The organism is Actinomadura fibrosa, assembly GCF_900659615.1.
Classification (GTDB): domain Bacteria; phylum Actinomycetota; class Actinomycetes; order Streptosporangiales; family Streptosporangiaceae; genus Spirillospora; species Spirillospora fibrosa.
This window is the reverse complement of record NZ_CAACUY010000003.1, coordinates 24,526-47,075: the sequence shown is the minus strand read 5'-3', so window position 1 is coordinate 47,075 and position 22,550 is coordinate 24,526. Positions and strand designations below refer to the sequence as shown.

Genomic DNA, 22,550 nt, shown 5'->3' with positions numbered 1-22,550 from the left:
GCATGGCTGAGGCCGGGCGGCCAGAGCAGCCCATCGCCACGTCCGCCGGCGCACTGTACGAGCTCGCCTCAGAGCTACGGCAGTTGCGCCGGCGCCGTGGGCTGACCTATCGGGAATTGGCCCGGGCAACCGGCCTGGCGCCCTCGACCCTGTCAGGAGCGGCCGCCGGTCAGCACGTGCCGACCTGGAAAGTGGTCCGCGCGATAACCCGCGCCTGTAACGGTGACCTGCGGCATCTGCGCCGCCTGCATGACCGGGCGCTCACCGCCACCGGCCACGGCCCGGCCAAAGGCGTCGCAGCGCACACCGTCCAACCGCCCGATCCGAGTGCGGCCGAAACACCTGAGCAGTTCGTCTCGATGATGCGCCGGCTACGCGAGTGGGCGGGTAACCCATCGCTGCGCGAACTCAACAGGAGAACACCCGGCGGCCTGTTACTGCCTCCCGGAACGGTGAGCGAGACCTTGTCCAGGTCCAGCCTCCCGCGACGCATTGATTCGTCGCCGATTACGCCCGGGCCTGTGGCTTGAGCCCCCGCCAGGTGCGGGCATGGGAGCGACAGTGGCGCCACCTCAGAACTGCCGCGGCAAATCTCTCGGTTACAGAAGATTCATCGGCGAGCTCGGCGAACGGTCAGGCAACGCGACCGGTGGCGGGAACGCGCGTGCTGACCATCAGCCAGACGGTCGGTGACGATGATGATCTGGTCGGCGTCAACGACAAGGAACTGCTGGCCAAGCATGCACGAGGCCACCCGGACGCCTTCGCCGAGTTGGTCAAGCGCCACCGCAGCCGGATGTGGGCGGTCGCCAACCGCACCATGGGCGATCCCGAGGAGGCCGCCGAGGCTTTGCAGGAGGCGCTACTGCAAGTATTCCGGGCCGCTCCCAGATTCCGAGGCGACGGAGCCGTGACCACTTGGCTGCACCGTATCGTCGTCAACGCCTGCATGGACCGGCTCCGCCGCCAATCAGTACGCCCGGCAGTTCCCGTCGGCGATGACATCCTCGAAGCCATCGCCGCCCCCGACGTCGCCGACGCCCATGACGTGTCCCTCGACATCACTGAGGTGCTGGAAGTACTGCCCTTCGGACAACGGGCCGCGCTCGTCCTGGTCGACATGATGGGCTATACCGTTCATGAGGCCGCTCAGGTCCTCGACGTCCCTCCAGGAACGATCAAAAGCCGCTGCCAACGCGGCCGCAGCCGGCTTGCCATCCTGCTGAAGCACTACACCCCTCGCCAGCAGTCGGCGACTTCGGCATAGCGGCTGTTCGCCAGCGGATCTGGGCGGGAGCGCATCGCCGGGTTATCGCTCAGGTGCTTTGGGGCTCCTTAGTACGGAGGGCTCAGTTGCGGGGCCGGCACGGTGATCGGTGCGTGTGGGCAGAGTGGGTCTCCGGCGAAGGCGCACGGGTTGGTTCCGGATGGCGGCTCCTCCGTCGGCCCCGGGTCGGTCTCGTAGGGCGGCTCGTCCGTGAGGCCCGGGTCGGTCTCGTAGGGCGGGTCGGTCTCGGGCACTGTCTCCGTGCCAGGGACCGGTGTGTACGAAGTGTCCGAGGTCGTTCCCCCGGAGTTCGCGCCTGGGGCATCGGCGGAGTCGCCGTTGCACGCGGTGGCTCCGAACAGGAGCACCGATGTGGCGGCGATGCCGAACATGAGGTGTCTGGCGGCTTTCATCACGTCCCCCGTAGCTGCTCTGTTGACTCCTTTCATTGAGCGCCCGGGGACAGGGCGGCGCATCAGGGGCGGACCCTAGTCGTGAGCCAGTGCGACGCCGAGACCGGCGCGGGAGGCTATCCCGAGCTTCCGGTACACGTGACTGAGGTGGTACTCGACTGTCTTGACGCTGATGAACAACCGCTCGGCGGCCTCGCGGTTACTCGCCCCGGCCGCGACCTGGAGTGCGACCTGGACTTCCTGCGGTGTGAGCAGGTCGGCTCCCGTGACGGCCCGGGGTGACACCTTCACCCCGGTGGCCTCCAGTTCGGCGCGTGCTCGCTCGGTCCAGCAGTCGGCTTCGAGGGTGCTGAACGTCCGCCAGGCCGCTTGAAGCTGCTCGCGGGCCTGCGACCGTTTCCGGCGCCGGCGCAGGCGCTCTCCGAAGCAGAGCTGGGTGCGGGCGGTCTCGAAGGGCCGCTCCGCGCGCTCGTGCAGTTCCAGCGCGAGCCGGAAGTGCTCCTCGAAGTCGTCGCTGAGCAGGCCCCGGCAGCGCTGGGACAGGGCGAGGACGAGGGGCTTCCCGCTCCGCTCACCGGCGGCGGCGAGCAGGTCGACGATCGGCTGCGCGTCGGAGCCGCGGCCGCGGCGGGCGTACGCCTCGGCGAGTTCCGGTGCCCATTGGTAGTGGGTCAGGTTGCCGAAGCGGAAGGCCGCCGCCATCTCGCGTGCCCGCTCCAGCACCTCAGCGGCCTGCTCCGCGTGCCCGAGCCCCATTTCCAGGTGGCCGAGGACGCAGCAGGCCAGCAGGTCGAACACCCGCGCGCCCGACGAGGCCGCCTGCTCCAGCACCTGGTCGACGTAGCGACGGCATTCGGCGGCCCTCCCGCGCGAGGCGGTGATCCAGCCGAGGAGCTGGCGGTTGTTGGCGGTCTCGTTGTCCAGCCCGCAGTCCAGGGCCAACCGCTCGGCCTCCAGCGCGCCCGCGTAGGCGGCCTGCCACCGGCCCAGCCGGTAGTCGACCAGCGCCTGCTCGCCGACAGGCCAGATCATGAGCCCGGCGGCGGCCCGCCGTGTCGCCGCGCGCGCCAGCAGCCGGTGGATGCGCTGGGCCTCCTCGAAGCGTTCGAAGAGCACGTAAGCGAAGGCGATGTCCCCCATCAGCGGGAGGATCCGCGGCGGCAGGTCGTCGAGCGGCAGGAGCGCGAACGCCTCGTCCAGCAGGCGCTCCCCGCCCGGCTCCCCGAGCAGTGCCAGGACACCGCCCAGCATGCATCGGCTGTAGAGGGCGTAGGGGCCGCCGATCGTCCCGCCGAGCTCCGCGGCCTGGCGCGCGGACGCCAGTGCGTCACCGCCGCGGCCGGCGAACACCGCGGCCGACGTCGCGTTCGCCGACAGCATCAGCGCCAGGTCGGGCCGCTGCTCTCGGAGACGGTGCGCTTCGGCCATCAGGCCGGTGTAGGCGCTCAGCGGATCACCGCGCCGCGATTGCAGCCGTCCACGCAGCGCCTCGGCCTCGCAGCGGACGTCCTCCTGCCCCGGCGGGAAGGTCCGGATCCTGTCCAGGAGCGTGGCCGCCCGCGCGGTCTGCCCCGCGTGGAAAGCGGCGGAGGCGGCGCCGAGCAGCCTCGTCGCCTGCTTGTCCCGCTGGACGGACAGCTGGGCCGCCCGCTCGTAGGCCGCCGCGGCGGAAGCGTAGCCCGAGATGCCGACCGCCCGCTGCGCGCACTCCTCAAGGGCCGCCGCGATGTCCTCGGCGGGGCCGTACGAGGCGGCGGCCAGATGCCAGGCCCGCTGCTCCCTCGCCGTGAGACCGGGCTCCTCCGCCAGCGCCGCGGCGATCACCCGGTGCGCCGCGCGACGATCGCTCGCCCGCGCCAGCTGCGCCACCGCGGACCTGATCAGGGGGTGGCGGAACTCCGCCGTTCCGGACGACAGCGTGACGAGCCGCGCGTCCTCGGCGGGGCCGAGCGCGGCCAGGGCGAGCCCGTCGCGCGCCAGCGCCGCGTGCAGGACCTGGCCGTCGTCCTCCTTGAGCAGGGCGGCCACCAGCAGCGCACGGCGCGTACCCGGCGGCAGCCGGTCGATCCGCTCCCGGTACGCCCCCTCCAGCACCGAGCCGATCGGCGGCGGCTCCGGACCGCGGTCCGGGCGGGTCAGCCGCCGGACGTCCTCGGCGGTCAGGTCCGTCATCGCCAGCGGATTGCCCTGGACGAGTTCGACCAGTCTCTCCGCCTCCGCCCGCCGCATCCGGATGCCCCGGTCGGCGAGCAGGCGGGCGGCGGCCGCCACGTCCAGCCCGGACAGCGGCAGCCGGGGCAGGTCGGGCGGTCGCGTCCGGTCGTCGTCGTCGCGGTAGGCGAACAGGAAGCCGACCGAGTCGCGCTGGAGGCGGCGGGCGGCGAACACGAGCGCGTCCCGGGACGCCGCGTCCACCCACTGCGCGTCGTCGACCACCACCAGCACGGGCCGCTCGCCGGCGACCGCCGACAGCAGGTTCATCACGCCCAGCCCGGTCGCCAGACGGTCGAGGCCCGCGGCGGGGGCCTCGCCCAGGGCCAGTGCGGCTCGCAACGCCTCGTGCTGCGGCGCGGACAACTCGGCCGAGCCCAACGGGACCGAGCCGAGCAACTGTGTCAGGGCCGCGAACGGCAGGTCGCCCTCGGCGCGGATCCCTTCGGCGTGCAGCACCCGCATCCGCCCGGCGGCCGCCCGCACGGCGTGAGCGAGGAGCGCCGACTTCCCGACCCCCGCCTCGCCGGTCAGGACCAGGGAAGCACTGGCCCCGGCCTGGACGCCGGCGAGCAGTCGGTCGATCGCGTCGCACTCAGCATCCCGGCCGTACAGCGCCATGGCGGACACCGCCTCGAATCCGACCTGACCCACACCGAGCCTAACCGTCCGACGGCAGACCGGAGAAAGTCACCTGGTCGAGGCGTTGGGACGGGTCGGTCAGGTCTTGGGGCGCTGTTGTTTGAGGCGGAGTTCCTGTTTGCGGACTTCGGCCTGGGTGGCCCGCTCGCGTTCCAGCCAGTCGGGGTTCTCGGCTTTCAGGTCCTCGATCTCGGCCGTGGTGAGGGGGCCCGTGATGCCGGCGCGGGCCAGGCCTGAGATGGAGACGCGGAGCTTGGCGGCGACGACCTGGCGGGGGTGGGGGCCGTTCCGGCGGAGTTCGGCGAGCCACGGCGGCGGGTCGGCCTGGAGCGCGTTCAGTTCGGTCCGGGAGACGGGGCCTTCCTGAAACTCGGCGGGCGCCGCCGACAGCAGGATGCCCAGCTTCTTGGCGGCGGTCGCGGGCTTCATGGTCTGCGGCGTCTTCGCCTTGGACGTGCTCATGATCTCAAGGGTAGCCAGCGGGAGGGGGCCGGCCGGGCGTGACTAGGCTGAACCGGTGACCGATGGTGAGTTCCGGCTGGCCTACGTGCCAGGGGTGACGCCCGGGAAGTGGGCCGGGGTCTGGGCCGAGCGGGTGCGGGAGGTGCCGCTCCGGCTGGTGCAGACGCCCGCCGCCGAGATCGTCCCCCTGCTGCGGGACGGCGGTGTGGACGCGGCGTTCGTGCGCCTGCCCGTCGACCGGACGGCCCTCCATGTGATCCCGCTGTACCTGGAGACGACCGTGGTGGTGGTGCCGAAGGACCACGCGGTGGCCGCGGTCGACGAGGTGGAGCTCAGTGATCTCGCGGACGAGGACGTGTTCGAGCCGCTCGACGACGTCCTGACCTGGGACGAGCGCCCCGGGCAGCCCGCCTTCACCCGTCCTGGGAGCACCGCTGACGCGATCGGGCTGGTGGCGTCGGGGGCCGGTGTCCTGCTGCTCCCGCAGTCTCTGGCCCGCCTCCACCACCGCAAGGACCTCACCTACCGCGCCGTGACCGACGCCCCCCAGTCCCAGATCGGGCTGGCTTGGCTTGAGGTTGAGACGACCGATCTCATGGAGGAACTGATCGGCATCGTCCGCGGCCGCACTCCCAACAGCACCCGCGGCCGCAATCCGCAACCGCAGCCCGCGAAGAAGAAGCCGCCGCCGAAGCGCCCCAGCCCCAAGCGTCACCGCCGCCGGAGGTGACGGCGGTCCGGCGGCCTTCTCCCGCCGGACCGACGTCCCGCGCCGCGGCCGTCAGCCGGGCGCCCGGTGCGCGTCCACGTAGCCGAGCTGGATCGCCGCCATCGCGGCCGTGGTGCGGTTCGGGCAGTTGAGCTTCGCGAGGATGCTCGCCACGATGCGCTTGGCGTTGTGGTCGGACATGCTCAGGCGGCGGGCGATCTGCTTGTTGCTCAGCCCCTCGACGATCAGTTCGAGGACCTGGCGCTCGCGCGCGGTGAGGGCGGCGGACGTGCCGCCGCGGGGGGCCGGGCGGCGGTCCAGCAGGTCGTCGGCCAGCCGGGCCGGGAGGTAGAACCCGCCGCCGCCGATCTGGACCAGGGCGTCCCGGAGGGTCCGGGACGTCAGCTCGGCCCCGTAGAGGAATCCGTCGGCCCGGACGCGGGTCGCGCCCGTCACCGCCTGCTCGTCGCCGTCCTCCAGCAGGACGAGCACCTTGGCGCCGGCGGCCCGGATGGCGGCGACGAGGTCCCGGCCGCCGTCGTCGGCGACCTCCGCGGCCTCCAGGACGACGACGTCGACCCGGTCGAGGCCCGCGCGGTCGAGCATGCCGGCCGCCGACTCGTGGCTGCGGACGCCGGCGACCACGTCCGAGCCGCTCAGCATCCGCTCGATCCCGAACCGCTTCAGTTCGCTGCGCAGGACCAGCGCGACACCGATCGGCGCGGCGCGGTCGCCCATGGCCTCAGCCGCCATCGCGCACCCGCCGCGCGGCGATCCGGTCGAACGCGCGGACGACGAGCGTCCTGACCAGGTGCGCCCGGTAGTCCGCGGAGGCCGCCCCGTCGGTCGCGAAGCCCGCGGCGGACACGAACTCGGCGCACCTGCCGCGCACCGTGTCCGGCGAGGCGTCCCCGCCCCGCTCCAGGCTCCGCTCCAGCAGGGTCGGCCGCTGCGCGGGGCCGCCCGCGGACACCCCGATCCGGCACGCGCCGAGGCGGTCCCCGGCGAACGTCGCCCGGACGGCGACCGCGCACAGCGGCGGCCGGGCCGGACGGTCGGCGAACCGGGCGACGGCGCAGCCGTCGGCGGGGCCCGGCACCGGCACGTCGACCGCGCTCAGCACCCCCGCGGGCGACCGCGCGAGGTACTCCTCGGCCGGCAGCGTGACGGCGGAGTCCGCGCCGGTGACGTGCACGGTGGCGCCGAGCGCCAGCAGCGCGGGCGCCAGGTCGGAGGCGCGGCCGGACGGCCGCAGGCTCCCGCCGACGGTCGCGCGGTTGCGGACCAGCGGGTCGGGGACGTTGCGGGCGGCGGTGGCGAGGACGGGCGGCACGGCGCGGTGCGCGGCGAGCTCCGCGAGCGTGGTCATCGCGCCGATCCGCACCGACCCGCCGCGGGGCTCGATGCCGCGCAGCGACTCGATCCTGCCGAGGTCCACCAGGAAGGGCGGCGCGGCCTCCCCGGTCGCCAGCTCCGCGACCAGCGTCTGGCCGCCGGCGAGCGCCATGCCGCCGTGGCGGGCGAGCAGCGCCGCGGCCTCCCGCGCCGTGCGGGGCGCCGCGAACCCGTACGAGGACGTGATCATGACCGGGTCGCCTCCTTCCCGGTGGAGGCGCCGCGGTCCGCCGCGAGCGCCCGCCACACCTTCTCGGGCGTGTAGGGCATGTCGAGGTGCGCGACGCCGAGGGCGTCGCAGACGGCGTTGCCGATCGCGGCGGCCGCCGGGACGGTGGCGACCTCCCCCGCGCCCTTGGCGCCGAGCTCGTTGTGCGGGGTCGGCGTCACCGTCTGGTCCAGCTGGAAGAACGGGACGTCGGCGGCGTGCGGGAGCCGGTAGCTCCGCAGGTCGGGGTCGAGGAGGCGGCCGTCGTCGCCGTACCGCGCCTCCTCCATCAGCGCCTGCGAGACGCCGTGCAGGATGCTCCCCTCGAACTGCCCGCGGACGACGAGGGGGTTGCCGATCCGGCCGACGTCGTTGACCGCGGTGTACCGGGTGACCTCGACCGCGCCGGTCTCCTCGTCGATCTCGACCTCGGCGATGTGGACGCCGAACGGGTAGTTGAAGTCGGGCGGGTCGAAGTAGGACGTGGCGTCGAGCGTCGCCTCGACGTCGCGGGGCAGGTCCCAGTCGTACCAGAGGACCATCGCCATCTCGGCGAAGGTCTTGGTCCGCTCCGGGTCGCCGGGGACGCCCACGGCGCCGTCCGCGTAGACGACGTCGTCCTCGGCGACGCCGAACATCGCGGCGGCCGTCCGCACGATCTTCGCCTTGAGGGTCCGGGCGGCGGCGAGCGCGGCCGGTCCGCCGACGCTGAACGACCGGCTGCCGTAGGTGCCCTGCCCGTAGGGCGACCCGCCGGTGTCGGAGTGCGCGACCTCGACGGTGGCCGGGTCGACGCCGAACTCGTCCGCGATGATCTGCGCGAACACCGTCTCGTGGCTCTGCCCCGTGGACGAGGAGCCGATGGTGAGCGTCATCTCGCCCGTCGGGTGGACGCGCAGGTTCGCGCTCTCCCAGGTCCCGCCGAGCATCCCCTCCTTCGACATGCGGGTGGACGGGCCGACGCCGCAGACGGCGACGTATCCGGCGATGCCCACGCCGAGCCGGCGGCCGCGGGCGCGGGCCTCGGCCCTCCGCTCCGCGGTGCCGGCGCCGTGCCCGGCGATCTCCAGCGCCCGGTCGAGCGCCGCGGCGTAGTCGCCGGAGTCGTAGGTCCAGCCGAGCCCGTTGTCGTAGGGGAACGCGTCGGCGGGCACCAGGTTGCGGCGCCGGACCTCCGCGCGGTCCATCCCGATCTCGTCGGCGAAGCGGTCGACGAGCCGCTCCAGCATGAACATCGCCTCGGCCCGGCCGGACCCCCGCTGCGCGCCGAGCGGGACGGTGTTGGTGAACGCGGCGGTGACCTCGCAGAAGCCCGCCTGGAAGTCGTACATGCCGGTGATGCTGCGGCCCATGAGGGCGGTGGCGACGCCGGGCCCGATGGTGGACGGGTAGGCGCCGAGGTTGGCGTGGGCGACGCACTTGACCGCGGTCATCCGGCCGTCGCGGGTGCCGGCGAGCGTGGCGTGCTGGCGCTGGTCGCGGCCCTGCACGGTGGAGGTCATCAGCCCGCGGCGGCTGTCGGACCACTTGACGGGCCGGCCGGTGACCTTCGCCAGGTGCAGCACCAGCGCCATGTCCGGGTAGAGGTAGCCCTTGGTGCCGAAGCTGCCGCCGACGGTCGGCGCGATGACCCGCAGCTTGGTGAACGGGATGCCGAGCACGAGGGCGGCGAGGAGGAAGCGGTGGTTGTGCGGCGACTGCGTCGACGCCCACAGCGTGTACTCCTCCGTCCTCGGGTCGTAGGCGCCGACGCAGCCGCGCGGCTCGATGGGGCTGTTGACGGTGCGCTGGTTGACGATGTCCAGCTCCACCACGACCTCGGCGGCCTCGATGGCCGCGTCGGCGGCCTCCCGGTCCCCGCAGGTCCAGCGGGCGTTGAGGTTGCCGGGGACGGTGTCGTGCAGCTGCGGCGCGCCGTCCCGCACGGCCTCGTCGGCCCGCAGCACGACGGGCAGCGGCTCGTACTCCACGCGCAGCGCCGCCGCGGCCCGCGCCGCCTGCTCCGGGGTCTCGGCGACGACCGCCGCGACCGGGTCGCCGACGTAGCGGACCCGGTCGCCGGCGAGCACCGGCCGCGCGCCGGGCACCCCGTAGGGGTGCGGGGGGAAGTGGCTCTCGGTGCCGCCCGGCACCCAGATGCAGGGCAGCGGCATGAGCACGCCGTCCAGGTCGGCGGCGGTCACGACGGCGAGGACGCCTTGCATGGCCTCGGCGGCCGAGGTGTCGATCCCGCGGATCAGCGCGTGGGCCTGCTCGCTGCCCGCGATGGCCATGTGCGCGGCGCCGGGCGGGGCCAGGTCGGCGACGTAGGTGGCCTGGCCGCGGAGCTGGCCGACGTCCTCGCGGGCCTTGAGCGCGGCGCCCAGAACACGGTCAGGCATCGCTCGCCGCCTCCTCCGCCGGGGCGTCCGCGGTGCCCTGCGACGCGGCGGCGAGCACGGCGCGGACGATGCTCTGGTAGCCGGTGCACCGGCACAGGTTGCCGGAGAGCCCGGCCCGGATCTCGGCCTCGCCGGGGTCCGGGTCGGTGGCGAGGAGGTCGGTCATCGCCATCACGACGCCGGGGGTGCAGAACCCGCACTGGGTGCCGTGCTCGTCGTGCAGGGCCTGCTGGAGCGGGGTGAGCGCGCCGTCCGGCGCGAGGCCCTCGACGGTCTCGACGATGCCACCGTCGAGCTGGACGACCAGCGCCAGGCAGCCCTTGACCGCGCGGCCGTCCACGCTGACCGCGCAGGCGCCGCACTGGCCCGTCTCGCAGCCGACCTTCGCTCCGGTCAGGCCCAGCTCGGACCGCAGGTAGTCGACCAGCACGACGGTGGGCTCCACGTCGTCGTCCACGGCCCTGCCGTTGACCTTCATCGATATCTCCATGTCACCTTCCCGTTCCGGGTAGGGCCGGCGCCGGGCGCCGGTCTCGGTCCATCCGTGCTGCGCGGTCCTGGACGGCCGCGCGGTAGACGTCCTCGACCCGGGCCGCGACCCGCTCCCAGGAGAACTCGTCCTGGACGCGGCGCCGGCCCGCCGCCCCCATCGCGCGCGCGGCGCCGGGGTCGGCCAGCAGGGCGTTGACGCGGTCCGCGAGATCGGCCGTGTAGGCGGCGTCCGGGCCGTCCTGGGCGACCAGGTGGCCGTGGACGCCGTCGGCGACGACCTCGGGGATCCCGCCGGTGGCGGTCGCCACGACGGGCGTCCCGCAGGCCAGGGCCTCCAGGTTGACGATGCCGAGGGGCTCGTAGCGGGACGGGCAGACGAACACCTCGGCGCGGGTCAGGAGCTGCCGCAGGGCCGCCGGCGGGACCTGCCCGTCCAGCCAGACGACGCCGGCGCCGGCGGCGTTCAGCCCGGCGACCAGGTCCGCGAACTCCGCCCCGATCTCGGGGGTGTCGGGGGCGGACGCGCACACCACCAGCCGCGTGCCCGGCCGCAGCGCCGGCACCGCGCGCAGCAGCCGGGGAAGCCCCTTCTGCCGGGTGATGCGCGCGACGCACGCGACGATGGGCCGGTCCAGCGGGATCCCGAGCCGCTCCAGCTCGCCGGTGCCGTGGTCGGGGGCGTACTCGGCGGTGTCGACGCCGTTGTGCACGACGTCGATCCGGGCTGGGTCGATGTCGGGGTGGCAGGCGAGGATGTCGTCGCGCATCGCGTGCGACACCGCGATGATCCGGTCCGCGCCGGCCAGGCCCGTGCGCTCGCAGAACGAGGAGACCGCGTAGCCGCCGCCGAGCTGCTCGGCCTTCCAGGGCCGCATCGGTTCGAGGCTGTGCGCGGTCACCACGTGCGGGACGCCGTGCACCAGGGCGGCGATGTGCCCGGCGGCGTTGGTGTACCAGGTGTGGCTGTGCACGACCGCGGTCCCCCGCACGGCCGCCGCCATGGCCATGTCGACGGCCATGGCCTGGATCGCCGCGTTGGCGGTCTCCAGCCCGGCCGGGACGGGGTGCGCGCGGACGCCGCGCTCGTCCCGGGCGGCGCCGAAGCAGTGCACCCGCAGGTCCACGCGCTCGCGCAGCCGCGGCACGAGCCGGGCGACGTGGACTCCGACCCCGCCGTAGACGTCCGGCGGGTACTCCCTGGTCAGCAGGTCGACGCGCATGGCCGTCACCCCCTGCGCACCAGGTCGCGGACGCCGGTGAGGCGCCCCCCGGGCGGGATCGCGAAGGTGTCGCGGACCTCCATCCGCGGGTAGACGAGCACGCCGCGCAGCCGCACGCCCGGCCCGACCCGGACCTCGTCGCCGAGGGCGCAGAAGTCCTCCAGGACGACGGGGCGGCGCCGGTCGGACCGGATGTCGACCATCGAGCCGAGGTAGGTGTCCGACAGCCGCGCGCCGGGGCCGACCATGCTGGAGTCGCCGCAGGCCACCCCCCGGATGACGGCGCCGCCGCCGATGTCCACGCCGTCGCCGACGTCGCAGTCCGCGAGGCTGGCCCCGGGGCCGATCTCGGCGTCCCGGCCGATCCGCACGTTCGGGCCGATCCGGATGTCGCCCGCGGCGATGGACGCGGCGAGGGTCCGGCCGGTGGCGCGGCTCTTGGCGTGCAGGCTGGACTCGTGCACGCGCACGCCCGGCGCGACCTGGACCATGTCCGGGTGCTCCTCGCTGAACAGCGGGTACCGTCCGGCGAGGACGTCGCGGACGGTCCGCAGGTAGTCGCGCGGGTTGCCGAGGTCCCCGAACCCGCCGATCGCGTGGGCGAGGACGGGCTCGCCGCGGCGCACCAGCCAGGGCAGCAAGTCCCCGCCCCAGTCCAGCCGCCGGGCGGCGAGGTCGGCCAGGTCCCGGGAGGCGGCCAGCAGCCGCAGCCGGTCGCAGTCGACCAGGTAGATGCCGGCGTTGGTGTGCACCGTGCCGCCGGCCGCCAGGAACTCGGCGTCCTCGCGGGACGGCTTCTCGACGAACCGGGTCACGCGGCCGTCCGGCCGGGCGGCCAGGACGCCGTACTTGCCGGCGGCCTCGGCGGGGGTGCGCCGCACGGAGGCGACCGTCACCACTGCGTCGGCGGCGCGGTGGGCGCGCACCATCCCGGCGAGGTCGAGGTCGAACACCGAGTCGGTGGGGACGACCAGGGCGAGCCCGGTCAGGTCCCAGTGGTCCAGCGCCCGCAGCGTCGCCTCGCCCGAACCGGTGTTGCGGAGGTCGAAGCGGGCGCGGGAGTAGCGGATCTGGACGCCGTCCCCGTCGCCGTGGCCGAGCAGTGCCTTGGTCTGGAGCCGGTTCTCCCTCCCCTTGGCGACGATGTAGAAGCGCGAGACCCGCTGCGCGCGCAGGCTGCGCACCACCCACTCGATGACCGTCCTGCCGGTGAGGGCGATCGCGGCCTTGCTCCGCTGGTAGTCGCCCGAGCTGAGGGACAGCGGCCGGGCGCGGACCCCGTCGCCGCCGACGAGCGCGATCACGCTGACGTCCTCCCCGGGGCCCGGCGCGTCCAGGGCCCACGCCGCCGGCCTCATCGCCCGCCTCCGGTACCGGCGGGCTCGGCGATGCCTCCAGTGCCGGCAGCCTCGGTGATGCCTCCGGTGCCGACGGCCTCGGCGATCCGCCGGTAGCCGGCGGTGGACCGGTGGCCGGGGTCCTCCCGGACCAGCAGGCCGCCGCCGCCCAGGGCGGCGATGTCGGGGCAGTACGGGATGACGGAGACGACCGGTGCTCCGAAGGCCGCCTCGGCCTCCCGCCGGACGGGCCCCGGGGGCGTGCCCGCGGGCAGCATGTTCACCGCGACCGCCCGCCGCGACCGCGCGAACCGGCTCGCGAGCGCCACGGCGTCCCGCACGCCGCAGTCCATGTAGTCGGCGCGGGTGATGGCGAGGGCCAGGTCGGCGCCCGCCAGCGCGCTGATGGTCTCGTTGCTCATCCCGGTCCGGGTGTCGAGGACGAGCAGGTCGAGGCGGAGCCGGTCCATGAGCCGGTCGAAGCCCTCCCGGAGCAGGCCGACGTCGTAGCCGTGCGTCATGAGCTCGTTGTTCTCGTCCGGCCCGCCGCGGGCGGGCACCAGGTACAGCGCGCCGGGCGCCGACCCCGCGACGGGCGCGGCGGCGTCCTCGATCTCGCAGCGCCCCACGAGGTAGTCGGTCAGGGACCGGTGCGCCGCGGACTCGTCCATGCCGAAGAGGGCGTGCGCGCACGGCGCCTGGAGGTCGGTGTCGACGAGCGCGGCGCGCCGGCCGCCGGCCGCGGCCAGCAGCGCGAGGGAGGCGGCGGTGCTCGACTTGCCCGTGCCGCCCCGGTAGGAGTGCACGGCGACGACGGTGCCCATCAGGCCGCCTCCCCGGCGAGCCCGGTCCCGCCGGGCTCCTCCGGCCGGTGCACGGCGACCATGGTGATGTCGTCGAACTGCTCGGCCTCGCCCACGTGGACGCGCAGGCTCCGCTCCAGGCCGTCCAGCAGCTCGGCGCCGGACCCGCTGCTGCCGCGGACCACCTCCATGAGGCGCTCCTCGCCGAAGAACTCGTGCCCGGCGCTGCGCGCCTCGGTCACCCCGTCGGTGTAGATGAGCAGCGTCTGGCCGGGCCCGATCTCGGCGTGCCCGACCGCGTACCCGCAGTCGGGCACCACGCCCACCGCGGGCCCGGTCAGCTCCAGGGTGACCGGTTCGGCCGCGCCGGCGCCGAAGATGACCGGGGGGTTGTGGCCGCCGTTGATGTAGACGAGCGTGCCCGTCCCGGGGTCCAGGACGCCGAAGAACAGCGTCGCGAAGTAGCCCTGGCTCAGGTGGTTGCGGGTGAGGTACCCGTTGGTGCCGCGCACCGCGTTGATCAGCGGGGTCGCGCCGACGACCGTCAGCTCCGCGGCCTGCTCCTCGTCGCCGAGGATGAGGCTCTGCAGCCCGCTGTGCTCGGCGGTGTGCCGCAGCAGGCTGCGGATCAGCGCCATGAACAGGGCCGCGCCGACGCCCTTGTCGCACACGTCGGCGACGACGATGGCGATGCGCCGGCCGTTGACCAGCTCGAACGCGTCGTAGAAGTCGCCGGCCACCATGCGGGCCGGGTGGAACCGCACGTCGATCTCCCAGCCGTCCGGCTGCGGGATCCGGTCCGGCAGGAAGCCGCTCTGGATCTCGCGGCCGATCTGGAGCTCCCGGTCGTAGGCGTGCAGCCGCAGCCGCGCCTGCGACTCGTCCAGGCTCTGGTTGAGCCGGGCCCGCTGGAGGCAGGTCTGGAAGCGGGCGCGCAGCAGCCACGGCCGGAACGGCGGGACGACGTAGTCCCGGCCGAGCAGGACGTGCCGGTCGAGGGCCTCGAAGCCGGAGTCGGCGTAGACCACGGTGGCGGGCCCCGCGCCGTCGCCGGAGCCCGGGTTCAGCTCCCGCAGCAGGCGCTCGGGCGCCGCCGCCGGGACGAGGAGGAAGTCCGGCGGGGCGGCGGGCGGCCCGAGAGGCGGGCCGGCGCCGCCGGCCACGATCTCCACGTCCGCGTTGATCTCGTGCAGGGCGGCGAGCAGCTCCGGGGGCGTCTCGCCCGGCTCGGTCTCGATCACGGCGACTCGGTAGGACATCCTCACCACGCCTTCGGTCGTGAGCGGCGGATCAGCAGGGTGTTGCGGTTGCGCCCGTCGACGAACTCGTAGCGCAGGTCGTCGAGGGAGCGGGCGGCGAGCAGCAGGCCCAGCCCGCCGATCTCGCGGTCCGCGAGCGGGAGGTCGGGCGGCACGGCCGCCGCGAGGCGCTCGCCGGGGTCGAACGGGGGCGCCTGGTCCTCGACGCGCACCCCGATCACGGCGCGGTCCGCGCAGGCGCGCAGCTCGATGTCGCCGCCGCGCTCCCGGTAGCCGTGCATGATGATGTTGGTGACGATCTCGTCGGTGGCCAGCCGCAGCCGGTAGACGCTGTCGGACGGCAGGTCCTCGTCGCGGCCCAGCGACAGCACGAACTCCGCCACCCGCTCCAGGCACGTCAGGGACGCGGGGATCCGGATCTCGCGCGCGGGACGGACGCGGCTCCTCATGCGTCCACCACCTGGATGCTGCGGTCCAGTCCCGCCATCCGGATGGTGTGCACCACGGTCCCGGGCGCGCCGATCAGCGCGATGGTGCCGCCCTCGCCCATCTTCTGCTGGGCGAACAGCAGCGAGCGCAGGCCCGCGCTGGAGATGTAGCTCAGCTTCCCGGCCAGCAGTTCGAGCCGGGCCACGCCCGAGCCGACCGCGTCCTCGATCTTCTCGTGGAACGCGGGCGCGGTGGAGGCGTCCAGTTCGCCGGTGAGCTCGATCAGCGCCGTGCCGGAGCTGATCGTCAGTGACGCGTTGAACATCGCGGTCTGCCCTTTCTCGGTTTCCTCGATGAAGATGACGGCCGAGCGCGGGCGCACCCGGTACCGGCGCGGATCGGGCGGGAGCCGCTCCCGGCCGGGCTCGGCGATGTCGTGCGGCGGGAGCTCGGCGGTGTCGGCGACGAGCCGCCACCGCTGCCCGCCGGGGAGCTCGGGGAGCTCGATGTCGTGGCCCTCCCAGTGCGCGTTGGCCAGCACGTAGACGTGCCGGTCCCGCGCCCGGCCGCCGCGGGCGTGCCGTCCGCACCACAGGACGGCGAGCAGCCGGGAGTCGGCGGCGAAGTCCTGCCGCCAGGCCCGGGACCCGTGCCAGCTCACGTCGGGCAGCCCGCTGCCGGCGGTGTCGGCGCCGCTGGGGTGGTCCGTGCCGCGCAGCACCGGGTGCGCGTGCCGGAAGGCGATCAGGTGGCGGGTGAAGCGGAGCAGCTCGGCGTTCTCCTCGGCGAGCCGCCAGTCGGTCCAGGAGATCTCGTTGTCCTGGCAGTAGGCGTTGTTGTTGCCCTGCTGGGTGCGCCCGAACTCGTCGCCGGCCAGCAGCATCGGGACGCCCTGGCTGGTGAGCAGCAGCACCAGCGCGTTCTTCATCTGGCTCAGCCGCAGCCGCCGGACGTCCGCCGCGGCGGCCGGGCCCTCGACGCCGCAGTTCCAGCTCGCGTTGTCGCGCTCGCCGTCGGCGTTGTCCTCGCCGTTGGCGTGGTTGTGCTTGTCGTTGTAGGAGACGAGGTCGTTGAGGGTGAACCCGTCGTGGCTGGTCACGAAGTTCACCGAGGCCGCGCAGCCCCTGCCGAGGTACAGGTCGGGCGAGCCGGCGATCCGCGTGGCGAGCTCGCCGGTCACGCCCGGGTCGCCCTTGATGAACCGGCGCACCGTGTCGCGGAACTTGCCGTTCCACTCCGCCCAGCGGCCGTAGTCGGGGAAGCTGCCGACCTCGTAGAGGCCCGCCGCGTCCCACGCCTCCGCGATGAGCTTGCAGTCCCGCAGGACGGGGTCGTGGGCGAGCTGCTCCAGCAGCGGGGGGTTCGGCAGCGGGGTGCCGTCCTCGGCGCGGCCGAGGATCGCCGCCAGGTCGAAGCGGAAGCCGTCGATGTGGTACTCGGCGACCCAGTGGCGCAGGCAGGTGACGACGAAGTCGCGGACCGTCGGGTGGTTGCAGTTGACGGTGTTCCCGGTGCCGCTGAAGTTGTAGTAGCGGCCCTCCGGCGTGAGCATGTAGTACGTCTTGTTGTCCAGGCCGCGGAAGGAGATGGTGGGGCCCCGCTCGTCGCCCTCGGCGGTGTGGTTGAAGACGACGTCGAGGATGACCTCGATGCCGGCGGCGTGCAGCGCCTTGACGAGCGTCTTCAGCTCGTCGGCCTGCATGCCGAGCGCTCCCGTCGCGGCGTATCCGGCCTTCGGCGCGAAGAACCCGACGGTGTTGTAGCCCCAGTAGTTGTGCAGGGGCTCGCCGGTGCCCGGGCTGTGGTGGACGTTGTCGTACTCGTCGAACTCGAAGACGGGCAGCAGCTCGACGCAGTTGATCCCGAGGTCCCGCAGGTAGGGGATCTTCTCCCGGAGCCCGGCGAAGGTGCCCGGCGCCCGGACGCCGGCGGACGGGTGCCGGGTGTAGCCGCGCACGTGCAGCTCGTAGACGACGAGGTCCTCGGCGGGGATGCGGGGCGGCCGGTCCCCGCCCCAGTCGAAGTCGTCCAGCATCAGCCGGGCCCGGTACGGGTACGCGGCGGACGGGTCCAGCCCGCCGCGCCACCGGTCGCGTCCCGACACCAGCCGGGCGTACGGGTCGAGCAGCACCCGGCCGGAGTCGAACCGGTGGCCGCGCACGGGGTCGTACGGCCCGAACGCCCGGAACCCGTACTCGATCTCCTCGTGGTCCAGGCCGAACACGACCATGGAGTGGACGCTGCCGATGCGGAACTCCGGCGGGAACTCCAGCTCCGCCATCGGCTCCTCGGCGCCGCGCCGGAACAGCACCAGCCGCATCGCCGTCGCCGAGGACGAGTAGACCGAGAAGTTCACCCCGCCGGGCACGAGCGTCGCCCCGTAGGGGAAGGGGCGGCCCGCGCGCACCCCGTAGCCGCCGATCCGGTGCGTCGGGTAGGCGTCGATGCGGTCCTGGACGCGGTCGCTCATGGCCGCCCGCCCTCGCGCGGCGGCGGCGCCGCCGGCCGCTGCGGCGCCGGCGGCCGCTCCTCGATGTCGAACAGGTCGAGGAAGCCGGTCGCCGCCATCACGAACTCCACGTCCGGCTGGATGCCGGTCAGCGTGATCCGCGCGCCGAGCAGCCTGGCCCGCCGGTAGGCGAGCAGCAGGGCCCGCAGTCCGGCGCTGGACACGAACCCGACCCGCGCGAGGTCGAGCCGCGTCGGCCGCTCCGCGGTGATCTGCGGCAGGATCTCCGCCAGCAGCTCCGGCGCGGAGTTCGCGTCGAGCTCGCCGGCGACCGCGAGGACCAGCGCGCCGGCCTCCTCCCGGGGGCTGACCCGGGCGCTCACCGGCCCGCTCCGTCCCCGGCGGCGGGCGCGAGCCGCACCCGGACGCGGAGCCGCCCGGCCGACCGCGGGAGGCGGACGGTGAGGGCGCCGGCGTCGTAGGCGTCGTAGGCGGACCCGTCGACCTCGACGCCGTCGATCCGCACCGCGCCGGGCGGCATCAGGTCGGGCGCGACCCGCAGGAGCCCGTCGGGCAGGCCCGCCGGGTCGGGCGCGAACCAGAACGTCATCGGGCGCCGCTCGATCAGCAGGTTGCCGTAGACGGCGGCCAGGTAGCACAGCTCGGCCGTGTGGTAGAAGCTCATCGCGTGGCTGCCCTTGAGCCGCTCGTCGCCGAGCAGGTACGGCATCCCGTCGGCGAGGACGTTGAAGTAGACCGCGCCCTCGTCGTGGTCGAGGAAGAACGCGTTGTAGAACGCCGCGGCGGCGCGGGCCTCCTCCCGGAACTCCTCCCGGCCGGTCTCGGCGTGCAGGACGAGGTAGGCGAGGACGGCCTGCTCCTGCTGCCACCACGCCTTGCGGTCGTGCCAGGCGAACCGGTGGAAGGGCTCCCCGTCCCGCGCCACCCGCTCCACCACGTCGTACCAGCCGCCGCGGAGCCGGTCGCTGCCGACGGCCGGCATCGTCTCGCCGATCCGGACGGCGAGCCGGGCGTACTCGGGCTTCGGCGCGAGCCGGTGGATCCGCAGCAGGTTCCAGGCGATCTTCAGGTTGTGGCCGACGACGGCGCGGTCGCGCTGCCAGGCCTGGCCGGTGTCGGGCGTCCAGTCCTCGTGGAACCGCTCCCGGACGAACGGGCTGCCCGCCGGGTCGGGGAACCGCTCCACGATGGTGTCGGCCGTGTCCTCCAGCATCCGGGCGTACCGCGCGCCGCCGGTCGCCAGGTAGAGGTTGACGAGGTAGGCGGGCGCGTGGTCGCCGACGGAGTTCCAGTTCTTGCGCGCCCGCTTCGAGCCCAGCGACGGATGGTGCGGGCTCAGCAGGATCGGGTCGATGTGCGCGAAGTACCCGCCGCGCGACCGGTCGGCGAAGAACGTGTCGATGAGCCGCAGCGTCGCGTCGATGTCCCGCCGGATCCGCCGGTCCGCGGTCAGCCGGTAGAGCTGGACCGGCCCGGCCAGCGCGTAGATCTGCTCGTACAGCGGGATCGCGTCGAAGTCGTCGCTGAACTCCGAGGTGTAGAGCTTGCGCTCCTTGTCCCGGTCGACCTCGATGCCGTGGTACCAGTAGGTGATGTCCTCGTCGACGTCGACGAAGCGCATGTGGTCGCGCAGGTAGCCGGTCCCCTTCTCGGCGACGTCGAGGTACTCCTCCTCGCCGGTCAGCAGGAACGCCGTCGCCATCCCGTAGACGAGCCGGGAGATGGTGTCGGTCTCCTGCACGTGGCCGCCGGTCTTGCGCCCGTCCAGGCGCAGCACGGTGCGGTAGTCGGCGAAGTCGACGGGCCCGTCCCCGAACTGCGCGTGCCGGTAGAAGCGCGCGAGGCCGCCGAGCTGGTCCAGCCACCAGCCCGGCTCCTCGAACCGGTACTCCCCCGGCCCCCGGCCGACGAGGAGCAGGCGCTTGGCCTCGAACCCGGCGCCGGGGTAGCGGATGCCGTGCGCGAACAGGTACCGGCCGGGCACGATCAGGTCGGCGGCGTGCGGGGTGACGTCGGTGTACGGCTCGCCGAGGTTGCGCAGCAGCTCCGCGCCGGTGCCCGGGCCGAACTCGACCTCGACGCGCGCGCCGCCCGGGGTGGCGATGGTGAACACCCCGTCCCGCAGCCCGCCGCCGTCGGTGACCCGGCCCGCGACCGTGTCGGACCGGGGGTGCCCGGCGAAGGCGTCCAGCTCAGCCATGTCCGCCCCCCGATGCGGAACGCGGCGCGGAATGCGATGCGGCGTGCGGTGCGGCGTGCGGGACGGCGCAGGCGACCGGGACATCCCCGTCGTCCCGGTAGCCCTGGCTGACCTCGACGATCACGCCGTCCGGGTCGCGGAGCCACGCCGTCCGCCAGCCCGGGATGTAGGCGTCGAAGTCCACCGGCCCGAGCGTCACGTCCGCGGCCTCCCCCATCTCCGCGAGGAACGCGTCGACGTCGTCGGTCTGGAACGCGATGTGGCGGACCAGCCCGCGCACGTTCGGCCCGTCGCCGTCGGCGCAGTGCGCCTCCTGCTCCTCCGGCGCCTCCTGCGGCGAGGGCGGGAACAGCTCCAGGTAGGCGCCGTCCTTGCGGATGAAGATGATCTCTTGGCCGTCGTACGGCACGACCCGGGCGATCGCGAACCCGAACCAGCGGGCGTAGAAGTCCGCGGTGCGGCGCGGGTCGGCGCACGTCAGGCCGACATGGGACCAGCGCATCAGAGGGACCTCCGCTGCTTGAGGGCGTCGATGACGGTGCGGGCGAACAGGTGGCAGTGCTCCCCGGTGCGGGCCGTGACGAGGTCGCCGTCGACGACGACGTCCTCGTCGGCGTAGGAGGCGCCCATGTTGGTCACGTCGCCGACCAGGTTGTTGTGGCAGGTGACCTTCCGGCCGGCCACCGCGGACGGGATGGTGGACGCCAGCCACATGCCGTGGCAGATGATGCCCTTCACGACGTAGGGGCGGGCGAGCGCGCGGGCGAGCAGCTCGGTGGCCGGCGCCCGCCGGGTCACGTCCTCGGAGTAGCGGAGCCGGTCGGAGACCATGCCGGACGGGACGATCAGGGCCCCGTAGGCGTCCAGGCCGTTGCCGGCGAGCTCGTCCAGGTCCCGGCTGACGGTGAACGGCGCCCGGTGCTCGTGGCCGGTGAAGGTGAGGCTCGGCCGCCCCCACAGGCGCGTGATGAAGTCGACCCGCGCGCCCTCCTCGGCGAAGCGCCGCTGGTAGTAGTACACCTCGGGCTCGAAGAAGTCGCTCTCCATCAGCACCGCGATGCGGGTGCCGTCCAGGTCGCCGGACCTCAGCGGCGCGTCACTCATGTCCCTCCCTCGCGAGGATGTCCGCCAGCCGTTCGGCGATCATCACGACGGCGGCGTGGCAGTTGCCCGACGGCACGGACGGCATCACCGAGGCGTCGGCGACGCGGAGCCGCTCGACGCCGCGGACGGCCAGCCCGGGGTCGACGACCGCCAGGTCGTCGGTGCCCATCCGGCAGGAGCCCGCCTGGTGGTGGTAGCTGTCGGCGGTGGCCCGCACGAACGCGGCCAGTTCGGCGGGCTCCGCGACGCCCGGGCCCGGCGAGATCTCGCGGGCGCCCCACTTCTGGAACGCCCCGGTGGCGAAGATCTCCCGGGCCAGCCCGACCCCCTGGACCAGCCGGTCCAGGTCGGACCGGTCCGCCAGGTAGTTGGGGTCGACCAGCGGGTGGGCGAGCGGATCGGCGCCGGCCAGCCGCACCCGGCCCCGCGAGGCGGGCCGGACCACGCCCGGCAGGACGCTGACCGTGTTCGGGTGGTCGCGGCCGACGATGATGTCGAACGGCGCGTGCACGAACGCGATCTGGAGGTCCGGGGCGGGCAGCCCCGGCCGCGAGCCGGTGAACAGCGCGCTCTCCGACAGGTTCTGCCGCGGGGGCGGCACCGGCTCGGTGAGCTCCGCCATGACCCCGGTCAGCACGTGGTTGTGGAAGTTGCGGCCGACGCCGGGCAGGTGCACCTTCGGCTCGATGCCGAGTTCCCGCGCATCCGCGGCGTCGCCGATCCCCGACAGCATCAGAAGCTTGGGCGACTCGATGGCGCCGCCGCACAGGATCACCTCGCGGGCGGCCCGCACGCGGCGGAGCTCGCCGTCCGCCGCGTACTCGACGCCGGTGCAGACGGCGCCGTCCAGCAGCAGCCGGGTCGCGAGCGCGCCCGTGCGGACCGTCAGCCCGGGGCGGCCGAGCGCCGGCTCCAGGTAGGAGGCGTAGGCGCCCTGCCGCCGTCCGTCGGCGATGTCCAGGTGGTGCCACCCCGCGCCCCACATGTCGCCGGCGTTGAAGTCGGCGACCTCGCGGTGACCGAGCTCGACGCAGGCGTCGATGAAGGCCCGCGACGTCGGGTTCGGGTCGTGCCGCCCGGCGTTGGTGATCCGCTGCGGCCCGGACGTCCCGGTGCCGGGCCCCGTGGCGTCCTCCTGCGCCTCCATTTTGGTGAAGTAGGGCAGGACGTCCCGGTAGGACCAGCCGGCGGCGCCCTGGTAGGCCCAGGCGTCGAAGTCCGCGGGATGCCCGCGGACGTGCATCATCAGGTACAGGTTGCTGCTGCCGCCGAGGCCGCGGCCGCGCGGCTCCCGGGTCCGCCGCCCGTCCAGGCCCGGCTGCGCGGTGCTCCGGTACCCCCAGTCGATGGGGCTGCCGAGCAGCCGCACCCACGCGGTCGGGTCGTCCACCTCCGGCGGCGGGGGCCCGCCGCCGGCCTCCAGGACGAGGACCGAGGTCCCCGGATCGGCGGTCAGCCGGTTCGCCAGCACCGAGCCGGCGGTCCCGCCGCCCACGACGACGTAGTCGTACTCCTCCATCGCGTCCTCCCTTCGAGTGTTCCGGCGCG

The 22,550-nt window shown here is 74.0% G+C and carries 20 protein-coding genes; 3 read left to right on the top strand and 17 right to left on the bottom strand.

The window, feature by feature from the left end:
• The first annotated feature begins 2 nt into the window (after positions 1-2).
• Entirely contained in the window at positions 3-530 is a 528-nt protein-coding gene (locus tag E1300_RS02035; protein WP_131755121.1) for a helix-turn-helix domain-containing protein, read from the top strand.
• A 134-nt stretch (positions 531-664) separates the two neighbouring features.
• Complete coding sequence (sigM, locus tag E1300_RS02030; RefSeq protein WP_242618891.1) at positions 665-1,267, top strand: RNA polymerase sigma factor SigM; 603 nt, start codon at positions 665-667, stop codon at positions 1,265-1,267.
• A 488-nt stretch (positions 1,268-1,755) separates the two neighbouring features.
• On the opposite strand, the gene E1300_RS02025 is transcribed toward sigM, so the two are convergent.
• The gene (locus E1300_RS02025) at positions 1,756-4,545 is read right to left on the bottom strand and encodes a helix-turn-helix transcriptional regulator (RefSeq protein WP_131755120.1); all 2,790 of its coding nucleotides are present in this window, start codon (positions 4,543-4,545) and stop codon (positions 1,756-1,758) included.
• 66 nt (positions 4,546-4,611) lie between these two features.
• Positions 4,612-4,995 carry a DUF5997 family protein gene (locus E1300_RS02020; RefSeq protein WP_131755119.1) on the bottom strand — a complete coding sequence of 128 codons (384 nt, stop codon included), beginning with the start codon at positions 4,993-4,995 and terminating at the stop codon, positions 4,612-4,614.
• Positions 4,996-5,050: 55 nt separating this feature from the next.
• On the opposite strand from E1300_RS02020, the gene E1300_RS02015 reads away from it, so the two are divergent.
• Entirely contained in the window at positions 5,051-5,725 is a 675-nt protein-coding gene (locus E1300_RS02015; RefSeq protein WP_242618890.1) for a LysR family substrate-binding domain-containing protein, read from the top strand.
• Between the two features lie 51 nt (positions 5,726-5,776).
• Here E1300_RS02015 and E1300_RS02010 read toward each other — a convergent pair whose 3' ends face one another.
• From E1300_RS02010 to E1300_RS01940, 15 genes are read right to left on the bottom strand one after another with little or no spacing between them, the layout of a single operon-like run.
• Positions 5,777-6,457, bottom strand: a complete 681-nt coding sequence (locus tag E1300_RS02010) for a response regulator transcription factor (protein WP_131755118.1) — start codon at positions 6,455-6,457, stop codon at positions 5,777-5,779.
• The gene (locus E1300_RS02005) at positions 6,447-7,289 is read right to left on the bottom strand and encodes an FAD binding domain-containing protein (protein ID WP_131755117.1); all 843 of its coding nucleotides are present in this window, start codon (positions 7,287-7,289) and stop codon (positions 6,447-6,449) included. Before E1300_RS02005 ends, E1300_RS02010 begins: the two co-directional genes overlap by 11 nt.
• On the bottom strand, positions 7,286-9,688 hold the full coding sequence (locus E1300_RS02000; protein WP_131755116.1) for a xanthine dehydrogenase family protein molybdopterin-binding subunit: 2,403 nt from the start codon (positions 9,686-9,688) through the stop codon (positions 7,286-7,288). Before E1300_RS02000 ends, E1300_RS02005 begins: the two co-directional genes overlap by 4 nt.
• Positions 9,681-10,178: a (2Fe-2S)-binding protein gene (locus E1300_RS01995; protein WP_131755115.1), complete on the bottom strand. Its 498-nt coding sequence runs from the start codon at positions 10,176-10,178 to the stop codon at positions 9,681-9,683. Before E1300_RS01995 ends, E1300_RS02000 begins: the two co-directional genes overlap by 8 nt.
• A gap of 1 nt (position 10,179) precedes the next feature.
• On the bottom strand, positions 10,180-11,400 hold the full coding sequence (gene glgA / locus E1300_RS01990; RefSeq protein ID WP_165502632.1) for a glycogen synthase: 1,221 nt from the start codon (positions 11,398-11,400) through the stop codon (positions 10,180-10,182).
• A gap of 5 nt (positions 11,401-11,405) precedes the next feature.
• A complete protein-coding gene (locus E1300_RS01985) occupies positions 11,406-12,758 on the bottom strand; it encodes a nucleotidyltransferase family protein (protein ID WP_131755113.1) in 1,353 nt (450 codons plus the stop codon).
• The gene (locus E1300_RS01980; protein ID WP_131755112.1) at positions 12,755-13,561 is read right to left on the bottom strand and encodes a MinD/ParA family ATP-binding protein; all 807 of its coding nucleotides are present in this window, start codon (positions 13,559-13,561) and stop codon (positions 12,755-12,757) included. The genes E1300_RS01985 and E1300_RS01980 overlap by 4 nt, the downstream gene beginning before the upstream one ends.
• Positions 13,561-14,799, bottom strand: coding sequence for a PP2C family protein-serine/threonine phosphatase (locus E1300_RS01975; protein ID WP_131755111.1), 1,239 nt, complete (start codon positions 14,797-14,799; stop codon positions 13,561-13,563). Before E1300_RS01975 ends, E1300_RS01980 begins: the two co-directional genes overlap by 1 nt.
• A 2-nt stretch (positions 14,800-14,801) precedes the next feature.
• A complete protein-coding gene (locus tag E1300_RS01970) occupies positions 14,802-15,248 on the bottom strand; it encodes an ATP-binding protein (RefSeq protein ID WP_131755110.1) in 447 nt (148 codons plus the stop codon).
• The gene (glgX, locus tag E1300_RS01965; RefSeq protein WP_131755109.1) at positions 15,245-17,698 is read right to left on the bottom strand and encodes a glycogen debranching protein GlgX; all 2,454 of its coding nucleotides are present in this window, start codon (positions 17,696-17,698) and stop codon (positions 15,245-15,247) included. Before glgX ends, E1300_RS01970 begins: the two co-directional genes overlap by 4 nt.
• On the bottom strand, positions 17,695-18,060 hold the full coding sequence (locus tag E1300_RS01960) for an STAS domain-containing protein (protein ID WP_131755108.1): 366 nt from the start codon (positions 18,058-18,060) through the stop codon (positions 17,695-17,697). Before E1300_RS01960 ends, glgX begins: the two co-directional genes overlap by 4 nt.
• Positions 18,057-19,898 carry an AGE family epimerase/isomerase gene (locus E1300_RS01955; protein ID WP_131755107.1) on the bottom strand — a complete coding sequence of 614 codons (1,842 nt, stop codon included), beginning with the start codon at positions 19,896-19,898 and terminating at the stop codon, positions 18,057-18,059. The genes E1300_RS01960 and E1300_RS01955 overlap by 4 nt, the downstream gene beginning before the upstream one ends.
• Positions 19,891-20,400, bottom strand: coding sequence for a VOC family protein (locus E1300_RS01950; protein ID WP_131755106.1), 510 nt, complete (start codon positions 20,398-20,400; stop codon positions 19,891-19,893). Before E1300_RS01950 ends, E1300_RS01955 begins: the two co-directional genes overlap by 8 nt.
• Complete coding sequence (locus E1300_RS01945; protein ID WP_131755105.1) at positions 20,400-21,002, bottom strand: DJ-1/PfpI family protein; 603 nt, start codon at positions 21,000-21,002, stop codon at positions 20,400-20,402. Before E1300_RS01945 ends, E1300_RS01950 begins: the two co-directional genes overlap by 1 nt.
• A complete protein-coding gene (locus E1300_RS01940; RefSeq protein WP_131755104.1) occupies positions 20,995-22,521 on the bottom strand; it encodes a GMC family oxidoreductase in 1,527 nt (508 codons plus the stop codon). Before E1300_RS01940 ends, E1300_RS01945 begins: the two co-directional genes overlap by 8 nt.
• Positions 22,522-22,550: the final 29 nt, after the last annotated feature.

Excerpts from the sequence above, each read along its gene's own strand:
- E1300_RS02035 (WP_131755121.1), top strand. The coding sequence starts at position 3 with ATGGCTGAGGCCGGGCGGCCAGAGCAGCCCATCGCCACGTCCGCCGGC.
- E1300_RS02020 (WP_131755119.1), bottom strand. The coding sequence starts at position 4,995 with ATGAGCACGTCCAAGGCGAAGACGCCGCAGACCATGAAGCCCGCGACC.
- E1300_RS02010 (WP_131755118.1), bottom strand. The coding sequence starts at position 6,457 with ATGGCGGCTGAGGCCATGGGCGACCGCGCCGCGCCGATCGGTGTCGCG.
- E1300_RS02005 (WP_131755117.1), bottom strand. The coding sequence starts at position 7,289 with ATGATCACGTCCTCGTACGGGTTCGCGGCGCCCCGCACGGCGCGGGAG.
- E1300_RS02000 (WP_131755116.1), bottom strand. The coding sequence starts at position 9,688 with ATGCCTGACCGTGTTCTGGGCGCCGCGCTCAAGGCCCGCGAGGACGTC.
- E1300_RS01995 (WP_131755115.1), bottom strand. The coding sequence starts at position 10,178 with ATGGAGATATCGATGAAGGTCAACGGCAGGGCCGTGGACGACGACGTG.
- glgA (WP_165502632.1), bottom strand. The coding sequence starts at position 11,400 with ATGCGCGTCGACCTGCTGACCAGGGAGTACCCGCCGGACGTCTACGGC.
- E1300_RS01985 (WP_131755113.1), bottom strand. The coding sequence starts at position 12,758 with ATGAGGCCGGCGGCGTGGGCCCTGGACGCGCCGGGCCCCGGGGAGGAC.
- E1300_RS01980 (WP_131755112.1), bottom strand. The coding sequence starts at position 13,561 with ATGGGCACCGTCGTCGCCGTGCACTCCTACCGGGGCGGCACGGGCAAG.
- E1300_RS01975 (WP_131755111.1), bottom strand. The coding sequence starts at position 14,799 with ATGTCCTACCGAGTCGCCGTGATCGAGACCGAGCCGGGCGAGACGCCC.
- E1300_RS01970 (WP_131755110.1), bottom strand. The coding sequence starts at position 15,248 with ATGAGGAGCCGCGTCCGTCCCGCGCGCGAGATCCGGATCCCCGCGTCC.
- glgX (WP_131755109.1), bottom strand. The coding sequence starts at position 17,698 with ATGAGCGACCGCGTCCAGGACCGCATCGACGCCTACCCGACGCACCGG.
- E1300_RS01955 (WP_131755107.1), bottom strand. The coding sequence starts at position 19,898 with ATGGCTGAGCTGGACGCCTTCGCCGGGCACCCCCGGTCCGACACGGTC.
- E1300_RS01950 (WP_131755106.1), bottom strand. The coding sequence starts at position 20,400 with ATGCGCTGGTCCCATGTCGGCCTGACGTGCGCCGACCCGCGCCGCACC.
- E1300_RS01945 (WP_131755105.1), bottom strand. The coding sequence starts at position 21,002 with ATGAGTGACGCGCCGCTGAGGTCCGGCGACCTGGACGGCACCCGCATC.
- E1300_RS01940 (WP_131755104.1), bottom strand. The coding sequence starts at position 22,521 with ATGGAGGAGTACGACTACGTCGTCGTGGGCGGCGGGACCGCCGGCTCG.